Raw genomic sequence first — 21,356 nt, forward strand, 5'->3', positions numbered from 1 at the left:
GACCGCTACGGTGAAGACCGCTTCTAGGGCCAGTTGATGTCGTCGTCGGACGACGTGTCACGCATCGGCGCCGGCCGGCCGGCCGGGCCCATGCGGACGGCGCGGCGGGCAGGAACCGCGTGTTTCATCAGACCCTCCGTGGACGCGGACGAGGACAGCTCCCGTGAGCGAGGACGGACCGGTGCGCAGGTACCGGCCCCGGCGCTTGAGACATTGCCTGCAACCGCTCAAGAACCGCTCGAGGAACGCCAGACGAATCCCTGAGGTTCGCACGAACTCCGAGGCACGGCATCTGGCAAAACATTGCCCCGCCCTTGCCCGGCCCCCTAGGCTCGTTGCGGCCCCCGGTGCACCGGGGTGGCACGCCCCGCCCCGCCCCACCGGCCACCCCCCACCCGTCCGTCCCAGGGAATGGTCACATGCTGCGTCAGCCCGCGTTCGGCCGTCGTCTCCGCAAACTGCGACAGGCCCGCGGGCTGTCCCAGACCGCCCTGGCCGGTGACGGCATGTCCACCGGATACCTCTCCCGCCTGGAGTCCGGCGCACGCCAGCCCACCGAACGGGCCGTCGCCCACCTCGCCGAACGGCTCGGCCTGGACGCGGCCGACTTCGAGGAACCCGCCGGCGGCTCACTGGCCCACGCCCTGTCGCTGGTCTCCTCCACCGGCTCCGGCACGGCGATGGAAACGCTGCGCGAAGCCCTGGCGGCCGAGGGACACGAGGCACCGGTGCTGCGCTGGCAGGCCCTGTGGCAGCTCGCCGGGCAGCGGCGCCTCCAGGGCGACCACGCCGGAGAGCGGGAGTACCTGCAGGAACTGGTCCGCCTCGGCGACGCGGTCGGGCTGGTCGCCCTGCGGGTCCGCGGCCTGACCCGCCTCGCCCGCTGCCTGCGCGCGCTGGGCGAGATCACCGCCGCCCTCGACGCCGCGACCGCGGCCCACCACCTCGCCCGCGAGGACGACCTCGACGCGGAGGACCGCGCCGCGGTGCTGCTGGCACTGATCTCGGTGGAGGCCGAAGCGGGCCGGATGCCCGACGCGCGGGCCCACGCCGACGAACTGGTCGAACTCGTCGCGGGCCGCAGCGACGCACTGTGGGCGGAGTCCATGTGGACCGCCGCGGTGGTACGCCTGCGCCAGGGCGACCACACCGCCGCGCAGATCTACCTGGAAGAGGCCCTGGAGAAGTTCAGCAGCCAGGACGACCTCGTTCTGTGGCTGCGCCTGCGGTTCACGGCCAGCCGCCTGTACCTGCAAAAACAGCCGCCGAACGCCCAGGCCGCCGAGCGGTGCCTCACCGACGCCGAACCCGCACTCGCCTTCGTCGGCACCCCCGGCCTGCGCCAGGACCTGCTCGCGCTCAAGGCGGACGTCGCCTTCTTCCGCGCCCGCTACGACGAGGTCCACGCCCTGCTCGGCGAACTCGCCGAGATGGAGCTGAGGATGAGCTACCGCGACCGGGTACGCCTGGACATCCTGCGCAACCAGCTGCGCATCCGCTCCGGTGACCCAAGCGGCATCCAGGGACTGCGGGACCTGGCCGAACAGGCCCAGGCCGGCGCCAACATCGACCTGGCCGCGGACATCTGGCGCATCCTCGCCGAATCCCTGGCGGGCCCCGCCGAACAAAGCGGCCCGGCCCCCTCCGGGACCTGAGCACCCGCTCCGAAAGACTCCCTCACCGCTCGTACAGATCCTCCGCACGCGCCTCGTACCAGCCCTGGGGCACCGCGGCCGCCGCCGGCCACAGGGCCCGGTGGCCGGTGGCGTCGGCCAGCACCACGAAGGCGGCGGACGCGTCGTCGAACGGATCGTCGTGGGCCGCACCGTCCAGCACCCGCAGATTGCCGTACTCGTCCAGCCGGGCGGCCCGGCCGGTACGCCACATCCGGGCGGTGGTGCCCTCCGGGCCGCCGAACGGGTCGGGCAAGAACCGCTCACCGCCCGCCGCGCCCGCCCCCGTGTAGCCGCGGGCCACGCCCGCGCCCGCGATGTAGAGGGATCCGGTCCGGCCCGGGCCCACCGGACACAGCCGCGCGTCCAGGAGATAGGCGCGATGGCCGGGAGCGGGCCGGGCCGGGGCGCCCGGCGTGTGCTCGACCACCAGCCTGGCCTCGGCCCAGCCGCCGCTCACGGTCAGCTCCGCGCCCTCGGTCCGGGCGAGCGAGACCAGCGCGCTCAGCACGTCGTCGGCGCCGCCCAGCACCACCCGCGCCCCCTGCCGGCCAAGCCACCCCAGCACCTCGTGCGGCACATCGCAGGTCAGCGAACCGTCCGGGACGTGCACCCGCGCCCCGCCCACCAGAGCGCCCAGCAGCCCGATCGCCGCGTCCCCGTCCGGGTAGCCGCGCACCAGCCAGGCCGCGTCGGCCCGCGCCGCGACGGTGAGGGCCTCACCGCCCACCGCGACGGTGCCGCCTTCACCGGGCAGCAGCAGGAGCGGGTCCCCGCCGCGCCACGGCCGGGTCCGGTCGGCCTGCGTCACCGGCCAGTGCCCGGCCGGCGCCTGCCGGCCGGCCACGTCCTCACGCACCAGCCGGGCCGCGCCGGGCACGGCCGGCAGCAGCAGGTCCGCGGTCTCGTCGAGCAGCAGCACCACCGGATGCAGCGACTCGGCCAGGTCCAGCGACGGGTCGACCGGCACCAGCGCGGCCCCGGTCTTCACCACCGCCATCGCGGCCACCGCGAACCCCGCCGGTGAGGACAGCGCGGTCAGCACACAGCTGCCGGGACCGGCCCGGTGCTCGATCAGGGCGTGCGCCAACAGGTCGGAACGGGCGTCGAGTTCGGCATAGTCCAGGCCCTCCAGCGCGAGCGCCCCAGGAGCCCGCGCGACCTGCGCCGCGAACAGCGACGCCACGTCCTGGCGCACGAGCGGCACCTGCGCACCGGCCCACACCCCGCTCCCGGCCACCGCTCCGGGCAGCAGCCGCAGCCGGCTCAGCCGCGTGGCGGGTGCCTCGAGGACCGAACACAGGACGGCGGTGAGCTGGTCGGCAAGGGCGGCCGCCGCCTTCTCGCCGAGCGTCTCGTGACGAAAGGAGACGCTGACGGCGATACCGGCCGCCTCGCCCGCAGGACTCTGCCGTTCCGTCAGCGTCAGCCCCCAGTCCGCGGCCGGCACCGCGGGCGTGCACTGCTCGGCCTGCACACACAGCCCACCCGCCTCGAACCGGCCCACGCACTCCTGCACCACCGCCAGCGCGACCCCGCCGGGCAGCGCCGCCAGCGCCGCCTCACCGTCCCGGTAGGCGGCCAGGTCCCGCTCGCGGACCCGGCGCAGCAGCTCGGTGAAGGCCGGATCCCCGCAGGTGTCGACCGTCAGCGCCAGCACCCGCCCGTAGGGGCCCACCGCCTCGCGCAGCGCGGCCGTGTCCCGCGCCGGGACGGGCGCGGCCACGGTGACCGGGTCCTGCGCGCCGAGCCGGCTGAGCAGCGCCACCAGCGCGGCGTGCACCACCATGAACAAGGTGGCGCCCTGCCCGGCGGCCAGCCGGGTGAGCCGCGCGTGCAGTTCCGCGTCCAGGCCCCTGTCCAGGGTGCCGTAGGAGGCAGGCCCGGACCGCGGCCCGCTGCCCGGCAGCACGGCCGGCGGCCGGTCGCCGAAGACCGCGCGGGGCGCCGCGTCCAGCCCGGCGGGACGGCGGTGCGGGCTGCCCCCGCCGGCCCGCGCCCCATAAGCCCGGGCCAGGTCGGCGGCCAGCGGCACATGCGACCACAGGTCCACCGAGTCGGCGGGCAGGGCCAGTTCCAGCAGATGGTCCTCGGCGGCCAGCGCCCGCAGCCGGGTACCGGCCGAGCCCAGCCGGGAGTTGCGCAGCGCCTCATGGCGCCGCCCCAGATCCTCCAGGGCCGCCTCCAGGGCACGCCCGTCCAGCGGACCGCGCAGCCGCAGCGAGAACGCGCGGCTGTCGCCGGCCGTGTCGCCCGGCCCGGTCACCGCCGCCGGCGCGTCGCCGACAAGCAGGGCGAACGCGGCCGGGGTCGGCGCCTCGTACAGCGCCCGGCTGCCCGGGTCGACGCCCAGAACCTCGCGGACCCGGGACAGCAGCCGGGCCGCCGCCAGGGAATGGCCGCCGATACGGAAGAAGTCGGACTCGGCCTGCACCCGGTGCCGGGGCAGACCCACCACCTCGGCGAACAGATCACGCACGATCTCCTGGACCGGCGTGCCGGGCTGGGTGCCCCCGCGGCCGGCCGCGGGGGCGGGCACCGGCAGCGCCGCACGGTCCACCGCACCGGCCCCGTCCAGCGGCAGGGCCTGCAGGACCATCAGCGCGGACGGCACCATGTGCTCCGGCAGCCGCTCCTGCAGATGGGCGCGCAGGACCACCTCCAGATCCACGGTGTCCTCGAAGGCGGCCGGAGTGCCGGCCCAGCCCTCCACCCCGGCACCGGGCGCCGCGCAGGTGCCCGTCACCACACCCGCGGGCACCCGCGCGGGATCGAGGAGGACGATGTCGAGGAGCTCGGGGCTCTCCCCCCAGGTGGGCAGAGCCCGGTAGCCCAGACGCTCGGCCCTCTCGCACAGTGCCTCCGGGCCGGGTGCGGGCGCGTCCTGCGGCGCCAGATCGATGCTCTCCAGCGGATCGAAGAGGGACCGCATCGCCGCGTACTCGTCGTGCACCCGCCGGTTGGGCACCCCGGCCAGGCGCAGCACGGCAGGACGCGCCGCCGCCGCCCGGTCCACAGCCTCCAGCCCGCCGGCGACATCCGCGCCCCAGCGCACCACGGGCGCACCGCGCAGGTCGGCGACCGGCTCGGCGGTGGAGAGCACCACGTCGTAGCGGTAGCGGGTCAGCTCGTTGTGGTGCACACCCCGCTTGATGCGCACGTCGACCGCGCGCACGGCGGGCAGGTCCCGGGCGAGCGCGCCGAACAGGGCGGGGGAGAGGAGCAGTTCGCTCTCCGTGGCCACCTGGCGGCCGATGGCACGGCGCAGCGCCTCCCGGTCGCCCTCGGCGGCGCCCGGCCGGGCCAGCGCGATCCCGGTCTGCAGACAGCGGGCGAGGTCGAGGCTGCGCACATCGCCGAGAAGGAGCGAGCCGCCCGGGGCGAGCAGCGCCAGTACCCGCTCGACGACGGTACGCAGACGGGCCAGGCCCGGGAAGTACTGGATCACCGAGTTGACGACGATCAGGTCGAAGTGGCCGGCGGGCAGCCCGCCGGTGTCCTCGGCACCGCGGCAGTCCAGCCGCACCTTGTCCTTCAGCAACGGGTCCGCCTCCACCCCCGCGGTGAGCGCGGCGACGGCGGCGGGGGAGAAGTCGGTGGCCCAGTACTCGTGGACCTCCTCGTCGCGGGCCAGGTCGGCCAGCAGCAGCCCGGTGCCCACACCGATCTCCAAAACCCTGCGGCGCGGCAGCTCCCGGATCCGGTCGAGGGTGGCGTACTGCCACTCCCGCAGCTCCTCCGGCGGGATCGGCAGGGCGTCGTAACTGCTGTTCCAGCCGGTGAAGTCGTCACCCGGCCCACGGGCCGTGGCACCGGCGTGGAGCGCTTCGTGGATCTCCTTCCACCGGGCGGTCTGCGCGTCCTCCTCGGCGGCCGCCGGAACCACGACGGCCGGCACCACATGCGCCACCAGCCGCCTGCCGCCGTCCGCGCCCTCGTGCAGGGACACCGCGGCGGCGGACACCGCCGGGTGCGCGCTCAGCACCGACTCGACCTCACCGAGCCCGAAGCTCCGGCCGCACAGCTCGACCCGGTCCTGCACCTGCCCGGCCGCCTCCCGCCCACCGCCGTCCCCGTCCGTCCGGCCGTCCGGCCCGGCACCCGACGTCAGGACGGTCCACACCGCGAAGGCGACCGCGTCGAAGGCCGGCCCCGCGCCGTCAGGGCCCGGCCGCACAGGGCCGGCGGAGCGTACGAGGTCCAGCACCGCGCGCTGCGGTACGACGACCCCCTCGACGGCACCGGTGGTGGCGGAGGGGTAGCAGACACACAGGGCGTCGTCCGGGCCGGTTCTCTGCTCGGGCAGAGCGTCGCAGCGCCGGGCGATCTCGGGCGCCTCGGCGTCCAGCGCGAGGACCACCGTGTCCAGACCCGCGTACTCCGCGGCGCCCGCGCTTTCGGTCAGCACCGCGACAGCCGCACTGTCGCGCACGATCAGCCGCCGCCGCTGCGCACGGTCGGCGGGGTCGAGGGGGACACAGACCGCTCCGGCCCGCACGATCCCGAGGAACGCCGTCACCGTCTCCGGGCCCGGCCGCAGCGAGGTCGCCACCCGGTCGCCGCGGCCGATGCCGCGGGCCCGCAGATGGGCGGCGAGACGGTTGGCCGCGCGGCCCAGCTCCCGGTAGGTGAGGCGGCCGCCGGGGCCGTCGTCCTGCCCGGGACGGCGCACCGCGACCGCGTCGGGACGCTCCTGGACCTGCTGCTCGATGAGGTCGGAGATGGACATCGGTACCCGCTCCCTTGTGACAGCGCCTTCCGGCTTGGCAAAACGTTGCCTGAATATTGGCAAGTGCGACCTGAGGTGGCGTCCTGAAGTGGTAGAGCGGCACTGGAGTCGCTGGTGGCGAGGGGCGTTGCCGCCAGGGCCGGGGGTGCGAGGTTGCCAAGGCGCCCGGAGCCGGGGGAGTACCCGGTGATCACCCGGGGGTCCCGCACGCGACGACGTCGCCCCGAAAACGCCGAAGCCCCCGCGCGGCATGGCTGCCTGCGGGGGCGTCACGGGGCGGGCACGGATGCCCGGACGCGGATCAGACGCTGGCGACGGCGGGGGCGACGGGCCAGTCGATGTTGCCGGTCTGGAGGGCGGCGGGGGCGACGGGCCAGTCGATGTTGCCGGTCTGGAGGGCGGCGGGGGCGACGGGCCAGTCGATGTTGCCGGTCTGGAGGGCGGCGGGGGCGACGGGCCAGTCGATGTTGCCGGTCTGGAGGGCGGCGGGGGCGACGGGCCAGTCGATGTTGCCGGTCTGGAGGGCGGCGGGGGCGACCGGCCAGTCGATGCCGTCGGCCTGGACCGCGGAGACCGTCTTCGCCGTCGTCGGCCAGTCGATCGCGTCCGCGGCGGTGGTGCCGGCGGCGGAGAAGGCGGTCAGGGCGGTGGCGGCGATGACGATGCGGGCGATGCGGTTCATGGCGGGCTCCTCGGTGTCAATTTCGTTTTCGTTGCTTGGCAACCTTCTGCCAAGAAGATTGGCAAGCAAAGCTCGCAAATTGGTCGGGAATGGGTCGATTCGGACTCAAGGTGCACGCCAGGAACACTTCAGGAGGCGGTTCCGCGCCATGGATTTGCCTAGAAAAAGCCGCCTTGAGCTGCGGAAATGAGAATTCTTGGCAGAGCCGGAAATGCTCTGGCAACGCTTGGCAATTCCTGGAGAACCGGGCTGGACGCGGCCGGGATCCCCGCCGTCGACCCCGCACTAGAGCCGCACCTGAGCCGCTGCTGCCCGAGGTTGCCAAACTTCCGACACTCAAGGCAAGGTGTTGCCATTAAGTAGGCAATCATTTGCCTCACCTGTGGGGGGAGGCCCCTGAAGTGAACGAGAAATCCCACGGTGACCGCAGGATCCACCTCAATGCGGCCGGTGCCGGACGCATGCCCGCGGCCGTACGGGAGGTCCTCACCGAGTGGACGCGTTTCGAGGACCGCTACGGGCCCTACGAGCTGGACGAACGTCTCGAGGACGTCCTGCACCGGCAGATCCACGAGCACCTGGCCGCCCTGCTCGGCGCGCCGCCCGGGGACACCTTCCTGTGCACCGGTGCCGCCGACGCGTTCGCCGCCGTGCTGTCCCGGCTGCCGCTGGGCCCGCGCGACCGCGTCTGGGCGACTCCCTACGAGTCGGCCGCCAACCTCAGCGCCGTCTTCGCGCTGCGCGCGCGCACCGGCTGTCGGCTGGAGGTCGTACCGCTGGGTCCCGACGGCGACCTCGACCTGGAGTGGATGGCACGGCACATCGGCGACGACGTCGCCCTGGTCTGCGTCCCCTACGTGCCCTCGGGCTGCGGCATCGTCCATCCCGTCGAGGACATCGGGCGCATCCTCGCCCCGCACCGGTGCCTGTACGCCGTCGACGCCTCGTACGCGGCAGGGCAACTGCCCGTGGACGTCGCCCGCATCGGCTGCCACCTGCTGACCGGGGACGGCTGGAGGTTCCTGCGCGGCCCGTACGCGGCCGGATTCGCCGGCGTGGCACCGCGGTTGCGTGAGGCCCTGGCCCCGCACGGCGGCCTGCCGCTTCTGCCGCCGCACGGCGCCGCGGCCGCCGCGCTGAACGAGGCCCTGGTCCTGAACGCGGCCGTGTCCGCGCGCACCGACCTCGCTCCCGGCCTGCGCGCCGCCGTCGAGGACACGGCCGGCACCGAACTGATCGCCCCCGGACGCCTCCAGAGCGGCATCGTCACCTTCCGGCACGAGGACGTGCCGGCCGCACTGGTGCGCCGCCGGCTCGCGGACCGCGGCGTGGTCGTGTGGAAGACGGTCGCCGAGGAGGTCCCGCTGTACCTGCCGAAGCGGGGTGTCGTCACGGCCGTACGCGCATCCGTCCACCACGACAACTCGGCGAAGGACATCGAGGTGTTCGCCGACGCCCTCAAGGACGCCGTGACCGGGACGCGCCCGCTCCCCGCGCCCGCCCGGCACCCGCAGCCGCCCGCACCGGCACCGCACACGGTGGTGTCCCGGCCGGCCGCGGCCGGGATCCCGCGCGCGCGGGCGGCAGGCCGCAGGCACCTGACCCTGGTGACGGGCCGGCCGCCGGACACCGGCCCGCTCCGGCCCGGCGCGTGAGCGGCACGCACACCGGCCGGCCGGGCCGGCCGGCGGCGGACGCGAGCGCCCTTCGGCGTCCGCACCCGCCGCCGGCCTCGGGCACACGCACCACCCGGTGCGGGGCGACCTCGCCGTGCCGTGCCGTGCCGTCCGCCGGCGGGAACATCCAGGGCGGCCGCCGGCCGAGCCGCCGCACCAGGCCCGGCAGGAGGACTCCCGGGCCTCGTCGTAGTTCAGGCGGCCGTGGCCCGATGTTCGAGCAAGGTGCGAGCAGTCTCCAGGCGCATCCCGAGTCCGGTCGTGTTCCCTCCAGGTGCGGTCACTGAACGGCAGCGGCCCCGAAGGAGGTTTCGGATGGCTCTGCGCGACGTTTTCCCGTCCCTCGACGAGACCGACGCCGTCGCTTCGCCGGCCGCGTCCCGCCCGGCGGGCGAGGGCGTCCTCGACCCGGGGAAGGCCGCGGTCCTCAACACCGACGAGGAGGCCGCCGACGCCCCATGACCGTCCTCAGCCAGATCGACGAGGCCTGAGCAGCACGGCAGGCGGCCGCCCGCCGCAGCCTCCCGGCACTGCCCCCCAAACGGCAGCAGCCCCCGAGCCCACACCCCAACCGCAGACGGCGGCCCGAACAGCGGACACGAGCGGAGGCTTGAGACCATGACCGTCGAGCTTGTGGGCACCGCCGAACACGCCCTGCCCGGCCCGGAGTTCGCCACCCTGTACGCACAGGCGCAGCGGTTCTACGCGCACCAGATGCGGCTCCTGGACGCGCACGACACCCAGCGCTGGGCCGAGACCTTCACCGAGGACGCCCTTTTGCACCCGCTGTCGCTGCCCGAGCCGGTACGGGCGCGCACCGCGCTGGACCGCTATGTGCGCACCGGCGCCGCCCGGCAGCGGCGGGCCGGCAGCCGCCTCGACCACTGGGTCGGCATGCTCGACGTGCAGCCGCAGACGGACGGGTCGCTGCACACCCGCTGCTCGGCCCTGGTGTACGTCACGCCGAACCAGGACGGCCCCAAGGGCAAGGTGCTGTACGTCTGCGTCATGCAGGACGTCCTGGTCCGCTCCCGGGGCGAGTGGCGCATCGCGCACCGCCGGGTGACCCGCGACGACCTGGCCTGAACCGGGGCCGGCGAACACCACTGCAGCCGAGCTCGAAGTTCCCTACGGCCAAAGGGACGTGAGGCCGAAGGCCGCCTGGAGTCGGGCAGGTACATCCCCTCCCCGTCCGCGCCCGCCCGCCGTCCTCGATAAGGACGGGCGCGTCGACGTGCAAGGGATCGGTCCAGGAGGACTCGAGAGCGGTTCGAGGTCCGCTCATGACGGCGGCCGCCACGGGCCACACGCCGCTATCGTCGGCATTCCCTGGTCCGGGCCCCCGGGTCGCAGGACCGGACGCCGGAGCGTCTCGTAAGGGAGTGCCCCATGCACAAGGCGGAAGAACCGAAGATGCGCCTGTTCGTGTTCCACCACTCCGGCGGTTCGCATCTGGCGTACCGCGGCTGGTCCTCCGGCTTCCCCGCCCACTGGGACGTGCAGATCCCCGACGCACCGGGCCGCGGCCCCCGCGACCGGCGCCCCGCACTGAGCGACGCGGGCGCCCTGCTCGACCACTTCCTGCACGAGCTGGACACCCGACTGACGGGCCACTACGCCTTCTTCGGACACAGCATGGGCGGACTCGTCGCCTACGAACTGACCCGCCGCCTCCTGGACACGGGCCGCACACCGCCCCTGTGGCTCGGCATCTCCGCACGCGGCACACTGCACCCCGACGGCGACCCGGTGCGCCGGCACCTGCTGACCGACGCCGAACTGCGTCACGAGCTGGCGACGATGGGCGGCACACCCTCCGAGGTCATGGACCACGACGAACTGTGGGAGCTGTTCGAGCCGACCATCCGCGCCGACCTGCGCATGAGCGAGACCTGGCGCACCCCGCCCCTGACCGCGCCGCTGCCGGTGCCCCTCTCGGTGTTCGGCGGCACCCGGGACCAGGTGGCGCCGCCGCACCGCCTGGACGGCTGGGCCGAGACCAGCGAGCACTTCCTTGGCCAACACCTGTTCGACGGCGGCCACTTCTACTTCCAGGACCACCTCCCCGAGGTCGCCCGGCAGATCCAGGACGACGTGCGCCGCGCCCTGCTGACCACCCGCGCCCCCTCCGCGACGCCGCGATGACCCTCCACGGCCTCGCCGCACCGGCCCCGGCCCGCACCGAGACGGCCAAGACGACGGCCAGGACGACCGAGGCGACCGAGTTCCGGCTGCTCGGCCCCGTGGCCGTGTACGACCGGCAGACCGGGACGGGCATCACGCCCTCCGGCCCCAAACAGCGGGCCCTGCTCGCCACGCTGGTCGTCCACGCGGGCGAACAGCTCTCCGTGGACCGCCTGGTGGAGGAGCTGTGGGGCGACCGGCCCCCCGCCAACGCGCCGAGCGCCCTGCACACCCACGTCGCCCGGCTGCGCCGGCTGCTGCCCGCCCCGGGCCACGAGTGGATCAGCACCCTGCCCACCGGATACCTGCTGAGCCTGGGCAGGGCCTCGACCGACGTGGCCCGCTTCACCCGCCTGTCCGGCCAGGGCCGGGCGGCCGCCCCCCAGGACCCCCGGCACGCGACCCGACTCCTCGGCCAGGCACTCGCGCTGTGGCAGGGCGCGGCCCTGCAGGACAGCTCGCACGGCCCCCTGTGCACGGCCGAGGCGGACCGCCTGGAGGAGCAGCGCCTGACCACCCTGGAAGCCCTGTACGAGGCGAGCCTGAACTGCGGCAGACACACCGAGATCGTCGGCGACCTGGAACGCCTCACCACCGCCCACCCGCTGCGCGAGCGCCCCTACGACCTGCTGATGGTCGCCCTGTACCGGTGCGGCCGGCAGTCGGAGGCCCTCGGCGTCTACGAACGCGCGCGCCGCCGTCTGGTCGGCGCGCTCGGCGTGGAACCGGGCCCCGCGCTGCGGTGCCGCCTGGAGGCGATCCTCAACCACTGCCCCACCCTGACCCCCTCGCGTCCGCACCATCCGGACCTGGCCACGGAGGCCGCGCGCCTCCAGGCCCGGATCGACCAACTGGTCAGGGAACAGGCGGACTTGATGCGCAGAATCCAGGAACAGGACGCGGGCCGCTGACACCGCGGCCGGCGCCGCCCGGTGCTCCGGGCCGGCAGCGATTCCCCCAGGGGGTCAGAGCAGTCCGGTGAACGCGGCGAAGACGTCGTCGAGTTCGCTGGTGTGCACGGTGAGCGACTCGGGCGTGAGCGCTGCCGCGTCGAGGACCGCGAGCACGGAGCGCAGCGTCTGGACGCCGGCGTCCGCGGGGACCTGGAGGGTGCGTGTCTCGGGGTCGCTCCACGCGCCGCCGAAGCAGGCGCCGGCACGCTCCAGCGCGATCGCGTCGGCGAACCGCAGGCGGATGACGGCGGCGGGCGGCTCGTCGAGGGGCTCGGGCCACAACCCGCCGTCACCGGGCTCACCCTCGCCAGGCTCGCGGTCGCCGTCACCGGGCTCGCCGTCGCCGGACCCGGACCCGGACCCGGGGTCGGCGGCCGGCCGGTCCGGCCCGGGCGCCCGGTAGGCCGGCAGGAGGCTCAGGGCGGAACGGGCCGGTGGCGCCGTGTACTCGGGCCCGTCGAAGGAGAGCTCGCCACCGGTTGCGTACCCGCCGACGTCATCGTCGTCGTGCCAGGGTTCCGCCTCGGTCAGGGCGTCCAGCAGGACGGACCTGGCCTCGGGCGGCAGGCAGGCGGCGAGCCGGCGCGCGCACTGCCGGGCCTGGTCCCCGTCCGCCTTGGCCACGGTGACCAACTCGTGGACGAGGACCGCCGGTTGCGGGGCGCGCCCGGAGTGCGCCGGCTGCCAAGGGGTGCCGGCCGGCCCGTCGGCGTGCGGTTGCTGTCGCTGTTGCCACTGCTCGTTCATGGCAGGACCTCCTCCTCGTCCGGGTCCGGCACGATCACCGTCCCGATCCCGTCGTCGGTGAACATCTCCAGCAGGACCGAGTGCGGGATCCGCCCGTCGATCACCCGGGCCGCGCCCACCCCGCCCCGTACGGCCTTCAGGCAGCCGGCCATCTTGGGCACCATGCCCTCGCTCAGCTCCGGCAGGAGTTTCTCCAGTTCGCCGGCCGTCAGCCGCGGGATGACCTCGGCACTGTGCGGCCAGCCCGCGCACAGCCCCGCCACGTCCGTCAGCATGACCAGTGTCTCGGCCCGCAGCGCGGTCGCCAGCGCCGCCGCCACGGTGTCGGCGTTGACGTTGTAGACCAGGCCGTCCTCGGCGCTGCGGGCGAGCGGCGAGACCACCGGGATCCGGCCGCCGGCCAGCAGGCCGTCCAGGGTGGTGGTGTCCACGCCGGTGATGTCGCCGACCCTGCCGACGTCGACGGGCGCCCCGCCGATCCACGGCACGTGCCGCACCGCGGTCAGGGTGTCGGCGTCCTCGCCGGTCATGCCGACGGCGAGCGGGCCGTGACGGTTGATCAGCCCGACCAGCTCGCGCTGCACCTGGCCGGCGAGGACCATGCGCACCACGTCCATCGCCGCCGGCGAGGTGACGCGCAGGCCCGCCGCGAACTCGCGCTTCATGCCGCGCCGTTCGAGCTCGGCGTCGATCTGGGGGCCGCCTCCGTGCACCACCACGGGCCGCAGCCCGGCGTAGCGCAGGAAGACGACGTCGCGGGCGAAGGCCGCCGTGAGGTTCTCGTCGACCATGGCGTGTCCGCCCAGTTTGAGGACGACCGTGCGGCCCTGGTGGCGGGCCAGCCACGGCAGGGCGTCGCCGAGGGACCGGGCCTTGACCTGGGCCTGGTGCACGCTGACGGTCATGAGACCCTCGCCCGCCGAACGAGCCCGCCGACCGGGGAATTGGCGCTCATGGGGTCACGACTCCTTCTGTGGGGGCCCCGGTCACGGGCTGGACCCCATGACCGGTGGACATGCGCTGGAAAGCTGCATGAAAGGACTTGGCTGTGCTGCGGGTTCTTGGGACGGTGAACGCCGGCCGGCCCGAGGAGGTGGCGCCGCGGTCGTCGCGCGCGGGTTCTCGAGTGTCCTGCCGCGGGGTCACGTCCTGTCAACGGGACAGTGGCTCGGCCTGCCGCTTCAGGCGGCCGAGCGCGCGGCCCGCGCGGTGCCGGTACGGCTCAGCTCCTGCCCGGTGCGCCGCAGCACGATCGAATCGGCGATCTCGCCGCTGCGCACCGCGATGTTCGACAGCAGGGCCGAGGACAGGCCGTGGGTGTGCTCGGTGCCGCCCTGGAGGTAGACCCCGCTGGTCAGCCCTGACGCGCTGACGAGGCGGTAGTCGCGTTCCACCTGGTGCCGGCCCGCCGTGTCGCGCAGGAAGTGCCGGTCGAAGTCGCCGAGCAGGCGGGCGGGGTCCAGACCGTCGTAGCCGGTGGCGAACACCAGGGCGTCGACGGCGAGTTCCTCCGTCCGGTCGTCGAGCAGCGAGCGCAGGCTCACCCGTGTCTCGCTCCCGGCGCGCTTGACGTCGGTGACCCGGGTGAGGTTGCGAAAGTGCAGGCGCCGGCTGTCGCGCACCCGCTCGTCGTAGGAACGCCGGTACAGGTCCCGGATGACGTCGGAGTCGACCACCGAGTAGTTGGTGTTGCGGTGGTAGCGCCAGAAGGCGTCCCGTGCCTGCTCGGTGCCGAAGTAGTGGTCGTCGACCGCGCCGGGGTCGAACACCTGGTTGGCGAAGGGCGTGTCGTCGGCGATGGCGTAGCCGTAGGAGGGTACGACCGCGGAGACCTGGGCGTGCGGCAGTTCGTCGTGGAAGAACCGGGTGATCTCGGCCGCGCTCTGGCCGGCGCCGACCACCGCCACGCTCTTGAGGTCCCTCGGGTCCTGCGCGTCGAACCGGCTGAGGAACTCCGAGCTGTGCCACACCCGTTCGTCGGACGTCACGTTGTCCGGCAGGCGCGGCACCAGGCCGGTGGAGATGACCACGTTGCGTGCGGCGACCACCCGGGTGGTGCCGTCGCCGCTGCGCACCTCGATCTCCAGGAGGTCGCAGGCCGGTGCTCCGGCCTCGGGGACGGACCGGATCGAGGTGACCTCGGCGCCGTAGGTGACCCGGTCGCTCAGATCGGCGGCCGCCCACTCCAGGTACTGGTGGAACTCCTGGCGGGTGGGGAAGAAATCCTGGTTGTTCACGAACTGCACCAGCCGGTTCGAGGCGTGCAGGTAGGAGACGAAGCTGTAGCGCGACAGCGGATTCCTGTACGTCGCCAGGTCCTTGAGGAACGAGATCTGCATGGTCGTCGACGGCAGCAGCATGTTCCGGTGCCAGCCGAAGGCGGGCTGCCGCTCGAAGAAGTGGGCTGTGACCGGATGCTGGGGAGTGCTGGCCCCGTGTTCTTCCAGAGCGATTGCGAGCGACAGGTTGGACGGGCCGAACCCGATACCGACCACGTCGTAGACCTCTTCGCTCTGCCTGCCCGTTGTCTCCATGTGAATGCTCCCGATGCGTCTGGAAGTCAACCGGTGGCCCACAACGCCTTCCGGCCTGGCAAAACCTTGCCATGATGTTGGCAACTCGATCCTGAGGTCTGGTCTCGTGACGCTGGAGTGGTGGCGGAGTCGCTGGTGAGAGAGGTGAGTTCGCCGTACGGCGGCGGGAAGACCATTGCCGGGAGCCCGCCACACGGAGGCTGTCCGCCGGCCCGCGGTGCCGAGAGGACGAAGGCGCCGGGGGCGGACCGCGTACTCGGGGGCGGGCGGGGAAAAGGGGAAAGCGGCGTGTTTCCCGAGCGTTTCTCGAAGAGGAATCGAAGACCGCTGGAAGACCCCTTTAGGCCTTCTCCAGGCCCTCGGCATGTGGAAGCATTGTCCTGTCGGCGGGACGGCCGTACGGTCCTGGGAATCCTCGACACAGGCCGATTTCCGAAAAGGAGAATGCGAATGTTCGTGCCCAGCTTTTATCGCGAGCCGAATAATTCCTGGATGGCGGATCTGATCCGTGACAACCCGCTGGCTCTCGCGGTGACGAACGGCAGTCCCGAGGACGGTCCCTTCGCCACGCACCTGCCGGTCATCTTCGACCCCGACGCGTCCGGCCACGCCGGCGGCGAGCTGACGGGGACCACCCTGCTCGGGCACATGAACCGGGCCAACCCGCACTGGGCGGCGCTGCGGTCAGGCGACGTGCTGCTGCTGACGTTCACCGGCCCGCACGCGTACGTGTCACCCACGGTGTACGAGAAGACTCCGGCCGCCCCGACGTGGAACTTCACCGCGGTGCACGTCCGGGGCGTGGTGGAGAGGATCGACTCGACCGAGGAGACGCTGGGCGTGGTGCAGTCCACCGTGCGCGCCTTCGAGGGGGCCTTCGGCGACGGCTGGGACATGACCGAGTCGCTCGGCTACTTCCGCCAGATCGTGCCCGCCGTCGGGGCCTTCCGGTTCACGGTCACGGGGGCCTCGGGCATGTTCAAGCTCAGCCAGGAGCAGCCGGGCGAGGTGCGCGAGCGGGTACAGGCGTCGTTCGGGCAGAGCGGGTGCACCTACAAGCGCGAGGTCGCCGGGCTGATGAACCGGCTGCCGTGAGACGCCGGTGGCCCCGGCGCCGAAGACTTCAGGCGCTGATGGCCACCGGCCGGCTCCGCTGCTCGGCGAGCCCCTTCACGTCCTGCACGCCCCTGTCCTGCACGCCCTTGAGCCCGGCGGCCTCGGGGCGCTCCGCCGGTGTGCCGGGCGCCTCCAGGGCGGTCGCGGCCGCGCTGTCCAGCGTGGTCATCACCCACTGCTCGAAGTCGATGCCCAGCTGCTGGGCGGCCTGGTGCCACCACTCCAGACGGCTGCCGGGAACCTCCAGGCGGCGGCCCGGCCGGGCGGGAGCGGCCGGCTGCTGATCGCCCTGGCGTGCGGCGCGCAGGGCGCCGCGCAGCTGCTTGGTGGTCCACTGCCGCTGTTCGGCGCGGTCGAGCCAGAGCTCCTGGTCCGTGACCGGCATGGAGGCCAGTTCGGCGTGGTGCTGGAAGCTCAGGGCGGGGCGGCGCCGGCCGAGGTCGAAACGCCGTGAGACCCACGCGTAGTTGCGCAGAGTCTGGTACGACAGGTTGGCGGCGCGTATCCCGCGCTGGTAGCGGTCGGTGTAGTGGTCCTTGCCGTACACCATCCAGTCGCCCAGCCACCAGGAGGAGGAGTCGACGACGTCGGCGAGCTGCCGGCCGGCCCGCTCCCACTCGTCGTAGGCCATCTTGGCGGGCATCTGCAGGCCCACCTTGGTCGTCAGCACCGGCACCCGGCGCGGCGCGGACGCCGTGGCGCGTGCCTGCCGCGGCGTCACCTGCGAGGCGGTGGTCGCGGTGCCGCCGTGCGGCCCCGCGGTCTGACCGGCCTGATGCGCCATCATGCCTCCTGAGAACGGTGCATATAACCGTCGATAAGCGTCGCAGGACAGCCTGGGGTGGCACCGGAGCGGCACTCGAACGGTTGCACATCGAACCTTTTTTGCCGAATAGTGCCCGCCTTTCTCACCGGGAAATGCGGCAATCTCGCCGGGAAATGCGGCGGTCGCGGATCGGCCGCACGAACGCCGGAAGACCGGAAGATCGGAAGACCGGAAAGAAGACCGGCAAGGGGGGCGGTGGACGGGTGTTTTCCGAACGGAAGAGGCGGCGTACTCCGGCCCGGTGCCGGTGTACGCCGCCCTGGGCGGAACGAGGGTGCGGACGTCGCCCGCCGCGCGGGGTGTCAGTTCGCGTCCCTGTCGAACGTCGAAGCCGACCAGAAGTAGCCGAGCACCGCGAGGCCCAGGCACCAGGCCAGGGCGATCCACCCGTTGTTGCCGATCTCGGTGCCCAGGAGGAGACCGCGCAGCGTCTCGATGGCGGGGGTGAAGGGCTGGTACTGGGCGATCGGCTGGAACCAGCCGGGCATGGAGTGCAGCGGGACGAAGGCGCTGGACAGCAGCGGCAGCAGGATCAGCGGCATGGCGTTGTTGCTGGCGGCCTCCGCGGTCGGGCTGACCAGGCCCATGCCGACCGCGATCCAGGTGAGCGCCAGGGCGAACAGGACGATCAGGCCGAACGCCGCCAGCCATTCCAGGACGCCGGCGCCGCTGGAGCGGAAGCCGATGGCCACGCCGACGGCGGCGACCAGGACCACGCTCATCACCGACTGCAGGACGCTGCCGATCACATGCCCGATGAGGATGGAGCCCCTGTGGATGGCCATGGTGCGGAAGCGGGCGATGATGCCCTCGCTCATGTCGGTGGAGACGGACACCGCGGTGCCGATCACCGTGGAGCCGATCGTCATCAGCAGGATGCCGGGCACGATGTAGGCGATGTAGGCGGAGCGGCCCGCGCCGCCGCTCATCGCGTTGCCGAAGATGTAGACGAACAGCAGCAGGAGCATCACGGGGGTGAGCAGCAGGTTCAGGGTGAGCGAGGGGTAGCGGCGGGCGTGCAGCAGGTTGCGGCGCAGCATCGTGGACGAGTCGCGCACGGCGAGGGAGAAGGAACTCATCGCAGGGTCTCCTTGGGCTGGTTGGGCAGCTTGCCGCTGTCGGTGAGGGCGAAGAAGACGTCGTCGAGGTCGGGGGTGTGCACGGTCAGTTCGTCGGCCTCGACGCCGGCCGCGTCCAGGCGGTCGAGGACGGCGCGCAGTTCACGCTGGCTGCCGTCGCTGGGCAGGTGCAGGGCCAGTGCCTCGTCGTCACGGGATACGTCTCCCAGCGTGGCGGCGGCGGACCGGTAGGCGGCCGGGTCGGTGAAGCGCAGCCGGACGTGTCCGCCCGGGATCAGCCGCTTGAGCTCCTCCGCGGTGCCCTCGGCTGCGATCTTTCCGTTGTTCAGCACGGCGATGCGGTCGGCGAGCTGGTCGGCCTCCTCCAGGTACTGGGTGGTGAGGAAGACGGTGACGCCGTCGGCGACGAGTTCGCGGATTATGCCCCACATGGTGTGGCGGGAGCGGGGGTCCAGGCCGGTGGTCGGTTCGTCGAGGAAGATGATGCGGGGGCTGCCGACCAGGGTCATGGCGATGTCCAGGCGACGCTTCATGCCGCCGGAGTAGGTGGAGGCGGGCTTCCTCGCGGCCTCGATGAGGTCGAAGCGCTCCAGGAGTTCGGCACTGACGCGCCGGCCCTCACTCTTGGGCAGGTGGTGCAGGTCCGCCATGAGGAGCATGTTCTCCTCGCCGGTGATCAGGCCGTCGACGGCGGAGAACTGGCCGGTGACCCCGATCGCGGCACGTGCCGCCTGTGCCTGGGTGGCGAGGTCGTGGCCGCCGACGTGGATCGGGCCGGAGCCGGGGTCGGGGGAGATCAGCGTGGAGAGGATCTTGACGGCGGTGGTCTTGCCGGCGCCGTTCGGGCCGAGCAGGGAGAAGACCGTTCCTTGCGGGACGGTCAGATCGATGCCGTCGAGAACGGTCTTGTCGCCGTAGGACTTGCGCAGCCCGTTCGCCGCGATGGCCACAGTGCTCATGAGGGGTGCTCCTTCGGGGGTGCGGGCGGTCACAGGCCGCGGGCGGTGATGTCGCCGTAGACGGTGGTGGCGTACACGTCCAGGTCGCACGTGCCGGTGTTGCGCAGGGAGTTGTCGATGCGGCCGTAGCCGGTCTCGGCGTCCAGGGAGGCGGAGACGCCGGGGGCGGCGCCCACCGTGATGTCGCCGTGCTGGACGGCGAGGGTGACCGTGCCGCGCACGGCCTCGCCGATCCGGATGCCGCCCTTGTGGACGCTGATCTCGGCGGGGCCGCCGAGGCGGCCGACCGAGACCTCGCCCTCGTGGACGGTGAGGTGGGTGCTTGCGGCCTCGTCGATCTGGACCGAGCGGTGGCCGCCCTCGAAGGCGACGTCGCCGAGGCGTCCGACGCCGCGGAACTCGGCGGCGACCGCCTTCGCCTCGACCCGGGAGCCGGCCGGAAGCTGCACGGTCACCTCGACGGACCCGGAGTGCCCGAGGAACGGGTGGGGCGCCTCGGTGGCCGCGATGCGCAGGACACCGTCGCCGAAGACGGTCCTGATCTCCTCGACCGCCTTCACGTCGCGCTTCTTGGCCGGGTCGGCGGGCCGGACCTCGACCACGGTGTCGGCCCGGTCGGCGGCGACGAACCGGATGCGTCCGGCGGGGATGTCCACCTCGGCGCGGATGGGGGCGGGGGTGTCGAACTTCTGCGTCGCGTACGCGGTCTTCTGCATCGGGGGCTCCTTGGACTCGTGTTTTCCGATGCAGAAAACGCTACGTTGCATTCAATGATGTGGCAACAAGTCTGTTGCGCACTGTATCCATCACTGCAGCTCAACGCTGTTTAATTGTTGCAATGGATGTGAATATAATGCAACGTCACCAACCTGGTTAGTTGCAATGGAGTGAGAGTGAACGCTCCGCGGTGGCATCGGCCCCGGCACGGACGTCGCCGCGCACCCCGGCACGGACGTCGCCGCGGACCTCGGACAGCGCCGCCCCGAACCCCTCGAGGAAGGTGTCCACCTCGCGGTCCGACACGATCAGCGGCGGGGCGAGCCGGATGACGTCCGGCACCGCCGCGTTCACCAGCAGACCCCTGTCCTGGGCGGCCTGCTGCACGCGTGCCGCCAGGTTCCCCTCCAGCACGACGCCCACCAGCAGGCCGGCGCCGCGGACTTCACGCACCAGCGGATGGTCCAGGTCCCGAAGGCCACGCCGCAGCCGCCGCCCGGCCCGGACCACCCGCTCGAGGATGCCGTCCCGCTCGATGGTGTCCAGGACGGCGAGGGCGGCCGCGCACACCACGGGGTTGCCGCTGAAGGTGGAGCCGTGCGTGCCGGGCGTCAGCAGATGCGCGGCGGCGCCGAAGGCGAGCGTCGCGCCGATGGGCAGACCGCCGCCCAGGCCCTTGGCGAGGGTGACGACGTCCGCCTCGACGCCTTCGGCCTGGGCCGCGAACCAGTGGCCCGTGCGCCCGATGCCGGTCTGCACCTCGTCCAGGACCAGGAGGGTCCCGGTCGCCGCCGTGATCTCGCGGGCCGCCCGCAGATAGCCGGGCGGCGGCACGACCACGCCGTTCTCCCCCTGCACGGGCTCCAGCACCAGCAGCGCGGTGTCCTCGGTGACGGCGGCACGCAGGGCCACGGCGTCCCCGAAGGGCACATGGGCGACCTCGCCCGGCAGCGGCAGGAAGGGGCGCTGTTTGGCACTCTGACCGGTCAGCGCCAGGGCGCCCATGGTGCGGCCGTGGAAGCCGCCGGTCGTCGACACCATGTGCGTGCGGCCGGTGAGCCTGCCGATCTTGAAGGCCGCCTCGGTGGCCTCGGCGCCGGAGTTGGAGAAGTACACCCGGCCCTCGCGGCCGGCGAGGGCCAGCAGGCGTTCGGCCAGGCGCACGGTCGGCTCGGCGACGAACAGGTTCGAGACGTGCCCGAGGGAGGCGATCTGCGCGCAGACGGCCCCTACGACCGCGGGATGGGCGTGGCCGAGCGCGTTGACCGCGATGCCGCCGAAGAAGTCGAGGTACTCGTTGCCCTCCGCGTCCCGGACCCGGCAGCCCCGGCCCTCGACGAGAGGCAGCCGGGGGGTGCCGAAGTTGTCCATCATGACGCCCTGCCAGCGGCCGGTCAGCGCCGCGTTGGCCGCCCCGCCGCTCTCCGCACCCGCACCCGAACCGGTGCCGGTGCTGTTGCCCGCGGCGGTGCCGCCGTCCG

At 73.0% G+C, this 21,356-nt stretch carries 17 protein-coding genes; 7 read left to right on the forward strand and 10 right to left on the reverse strand.

Features of this window, described 5'->3' with window-relative positions; translation table 11 throughout:
• The first annotated feature begins 419 nt into the window (after positions 1-419).
• Positions 420-1,655, forward strand: coding sequence for a helix-turn-helix domain-containing protein (locus OG780_RS43495; protein WP_328443662.1), 1,236 nt, complete (start codon positions 420-422; stop codon positions 1,653-1,655).
• 22 nt (positions 1,656-1,677) lie between these two features.
• On the opposite strand, the gene OG780_RS43500 is transcribed toward OG780_RS43495, so the two are convergent.
• Positions 1,678-6,402: an AMP-binding protein gene (locus tag OG780_RS43500; protein ID WP_328443661.1), complete on the reverse strand. Its 4,725-nt coding sequence runs from the start codon at positions 6,400-6,402 to the stop codon at positions 1,678-1,680.
• Positions 6,403-6,703: 301 nt separating this feature from the next.
• A complete protein-coding gene (locus OG780_RS43505) occupies positions 6,704-7,084 on the reverse strand; it encodes a hypothetical protein (RefSeq protein WP_328443659.1) in 381 nt (126 codons plus the stop codon).
• Positions 7,085-7,485: 401 nt separating this feature from the next.
• Between OG780_RS43505 and OG780_RS43510 the strand changes: the two genes are divergently transcribed.
• The 5 genes from OG780_RS43510 (at position 7,486) to OG780_RS43530 (ending at position 11,855) form a co-directional block, all read left to right on the forward strand.
• Positions 7,486-8,739: an aminotransferase class V-fold PLP-dependent enzyme gene (locus OG780_RS43510; RefSeq protein ID WP_328443657.1), complete on the forward strand. Its 1,254-nt coding sequence runs from the start codon at positions 7,486-7,488 to the stop codon at positions 8,737-8,739.
• A 336-nt stretch (positions 8,740-9,075) separates the two neighbouring features.
• A complete protein-coding gene (locus OG780_RS43515; RefSeq protein ID WP_328443655.1) occupies positions 9,076-9,222 on the forward strand; it encodes a hypothetical protein in 147 nt (48 codons plus the stop codon).
• 156 nt (positions 9,223-9,378) lie between these two features.
• Complete coding sequence (locus tag OG780_RS43520) at positions 9,379-9,846, forward strand: nuclear transport factor 2 family protein (RefSeq protein ID WP_328443653.1); 468 nt, start codon at positions 9,379-9,381, stop codon at positions 9,844-9,846.
• Between the two features lie 303 nt (positions 9,847-10,149).
• Positions 10,150-10,905 (forward strand): thioesterase II family protein, encoded by a 756-nt coding sequence (locus OG780_RS43525; protein WP_328443651.1) that lies wholly within the window; start codon positions 10,150-10,152, stop codon positions 10,903-10,905.
• Entirely contained in the window at positions 10,902-11,855 is a 954-nt protein-coding gene (locus tag OG780_RS43530; RefSeq protein WP_328443649.1) for an AfsR/SARP family transcriptional regulator, read from the forward strand. The genes OG780_RS43525 and OG780_RS43530 overlap by 4 nt, the downstream gene beginning before the upstream one ends.
• A gap of 54 nt (positions 11,856-11,909) precedes the next feature.
• On the opposite strand, the gene OG780_RS43535 is transcribed toward OG780_RS43530, so the two are convergent.
• The 3 genes from OG780_RS43535 to OG780_RS43545 form a co-directional block, all read right to left on the reverse strand.
• Positions 11,910-12,644, reverse strand: a complete 735-nt coding sequence (locus OG780_RS43535) for a hypothetical protein (RefSeq protein ID WP_328443647.1) — start codon at positions 12,642-12,644, stop codon at positions 11,910-11,912.
• Entirely contained in the window at positions 12,641-13,549 is a 909-nt protein-coding gene (gene argB / locus OG780_RS43540) for an acetylglutamate kinase (RefSeq protein WP_328443645.1), read from the reverse strand. The genes OG780_RS43535 and argB overlap by 4 nt, the downstream gene beginning before the upstream one ends.
• Positions 13,550-13,825: 276 nt before the next feature.
• The gene (locus OG780_RS43545) at positions 13,826-15,178 is read right to left on the reverse strand and encodes a lysine N(6)-hydroxylase/L-ornithine N(5)-oxygenase family protein (RefSeq protein ID WP_328443643.1); all 1,353 of its coding nucleotides are present in this window, start codon (positions 15,176-15,178) and stop codon (positions 13,826-13,828) included.
• 450 nt (positions 15,179-15,628) lie between these two features.
• Here OG780_RS43545 and OG780_RS43550 point away from each other — a divergent pair, with 450 nt between their 5' ends.
• Positions 15,629-16,273, forward strand: coding sequence for an FMN-binding negative transcriptional regulator (locus tag OG780_RS43550; protein ID WP_328443641.1), 645 nt, complete (start codon positions 15,629-15,631; stop codon positions 16,271-16,273).
• A 28-nt stretch (positions 16,274-16,301) separates the two neighbouring features.
• Here the strand turns inward: OG780_RS43550 and OG780_RS43555 are convergent, their stop codons facing one another.
• The 5 genes from OG780_RS43555 to OG780_RS43575 all read right to left on the reverse strand — a co-directional run bounded on the left by OG780_RS43555 (position 16,302) and on the right by OG780_RS43575 (position 21,249).
• Positions 16,302-17,081 carry an LmbU family transcriptional regulator gene (locus OG780_RS43555; RefSeq protein ID WP_328443639.1) on the reverse strand — a complete coding sequence of 260 codons (780 nt, stop codon included), beginning with the start codon at positions 17,079-17,081 and terminating at the stop codon, positions 16,302-16,304.
• 341 nt (positions 17,082-17,422) lie between these two features.
• Positions 17,423-18,199: an ABC transporter permease gene (locus tag OG780_RS43560; RefSeq protein ID WP_328443637.1), complete on the reverse strand. Its 777-nt coding sequence runs from the start codon at positions 18,197-18,199 to the stop codon at positions 17,423-17,425.
• Positions 18,196-19,158 carry an ATP-binding cassette domain-containing protein gene (locus tag OG780_RS43565; protein WP_328443635.1) on the reverse strand — a complete coding sequence of 321 codons (963 nt, stop codon included), beginning with the start codon at positions 19,156-19,158 and terminating at the stop codon, positions 18,196-18,198. Before OG780_RS43565 ends, OG780_RS43560 begins: the two co-directional genes overlap by 4 nt.
• Positions 19,159-19,187: 29 nt before the next feature.
• Positions 19,188-19,874, reverse strand: coding sequence for a hypothetical protein (locus tag OG780_RS43570; RefSeq protein WP_328443633.1), 687 nt, complete (start codon positions 19,872-19,874; stop codon positions 19,188-19,190).
• 157 nt (positions 19,875-20,031) lie between these two features.
• Positions 20,032-21,249: an acetylornithine transaminase gene (locus OG780_RS43575; RefSeq protein ID WP_443062289.1), complete on the reverse strand. Its 1,218-nt coding sequence runs from the start codon at positions 21,247-21,249 to the stop codon at positions 20,032-20,034.
• Positions 21,250-21,356 lie beyond the last annotated feature (107 nt).

Source organism: Streptomyces sp. NBC_00386 (genome assembly GCF_036063235.1).
Taxonomy (GTDB): domain Bacteria; phylum Actinomycetota; class Actinomycetes; order Streptomycetales; family Streptomycetaceae; genus Streptomyces.

Bases quoted from the DNA above. Each gene is read 5' to 3' on its own strand.
- OG780_RS43495 (WP_328443662.1), top strand. From the start codon at position 420: ATGCTGCGTCAGCCCGCGTTCGGCCGTCGTCTCCGCAAACTGCGACAG.
- OG780_RS43500 (WP_328443661.1), bottom strand. From the start codon at position 6,402: ATGTCCATCTCCGACCTCATCGAGCAGCAGGTCCAGGAGCGTCCCGAC.
- OG780_RS43505 (WP_328443659.1), bottom strand. From the start codon at position 7,084: ATGAACCGCATCGCCCGCATCGTCATCGCCGCCACCGCCCTGACCGCC.
- OG780_RS43515 (WP_328443655.1), top strand. From the start codon at position 9,076: ATGGCTCTGCGCGACGTTTTCCCGTCCCTCGACGAGACCGACGCCGTC.
- OG780_RS43520 (WP_328443653.1), top strand. From the start codon at position 9,379: ATGACCGTCGAGCTTGTGGGCACCGCCGAACACGCCCTGCCCGGCCCG.
- OG780_RS43525 (WP_328443651.1), top strand. From the start codon at position 10,150: ATGCACAAGGCGGAAGAACCGAAGATGCGCCTGTTCGTGTTCCACCAC.
- OG780_RS43530 (WP_328443649.1), top strand. From the start codon at position 10,902: ATGACCCTCCACGGCCTCGCCGCACCGGCCCCGGCCCGCACCGAGACG.
- OG780_RS43535 (WP_328443647.1), bottom strand. From the start codon at position 12,644: ATGAACGAGCAGTGGCAACAGCGACAGCAACCGCACGCCGACGGGCCG.
- argB (WP_328443645.1), bottom strand. From the start codon at position 13,549: ATGACCGTCAGCGTGCACCAGGCCCAGGTCAAGGCCCGGTCCCTCGGC.
- OG780_RS43545 (WP_328443643.1), bottom strand. From the start codon at position 15,178: ATGGAGACAACGGGCAGGCAGAGCGAAGAGGTCTACGACGTGGTCGGT.
- OG780_RS43550 (WP_328443641.1), top strand. From the start codon at position 15,629: ATGTTCGTGCCCAGCTTTTATCGCGAGCCGAATAATTCCTGGATGGCG.
- OG780_RS43555 (WP_328443639.1), bottom strand. From the start codon at position 17,081: ATGATGGCGCATCAGGCCGGTCAGACCGCGGGGCCGCACGGCGGCACC.
- OG780_RS43560 (WP_328443637.1), bottom strand. From the start codon at position 18,199: ATGAGTTCCTTCTCCCTCGCCGTGCGCGACTCGTCCACGATGCTGCGC.
- OG780_RS43565 (WP_328443635.1), bottom strand. From the start codon at position 19,158: ATGAGCACTGTGGCCATCGCGGCGAACGGGCTGCGCAAGTCCTACGGC.
- OG780_RS43570 (WP_328443633.1), bottom strand. From the start codon at position 19,874: ATGCAGAAGACCGCGTACGCGACGCAGAAGTTCGACACCCCCGCCCCC.
- OG780_RS43575 (WP_443062289.1), bottom strand. From the start codon at position 21,249: ATGATGGACAACTTCGGCACCCCCCGGCTGCCTCTCGTCGAGGGCCGG.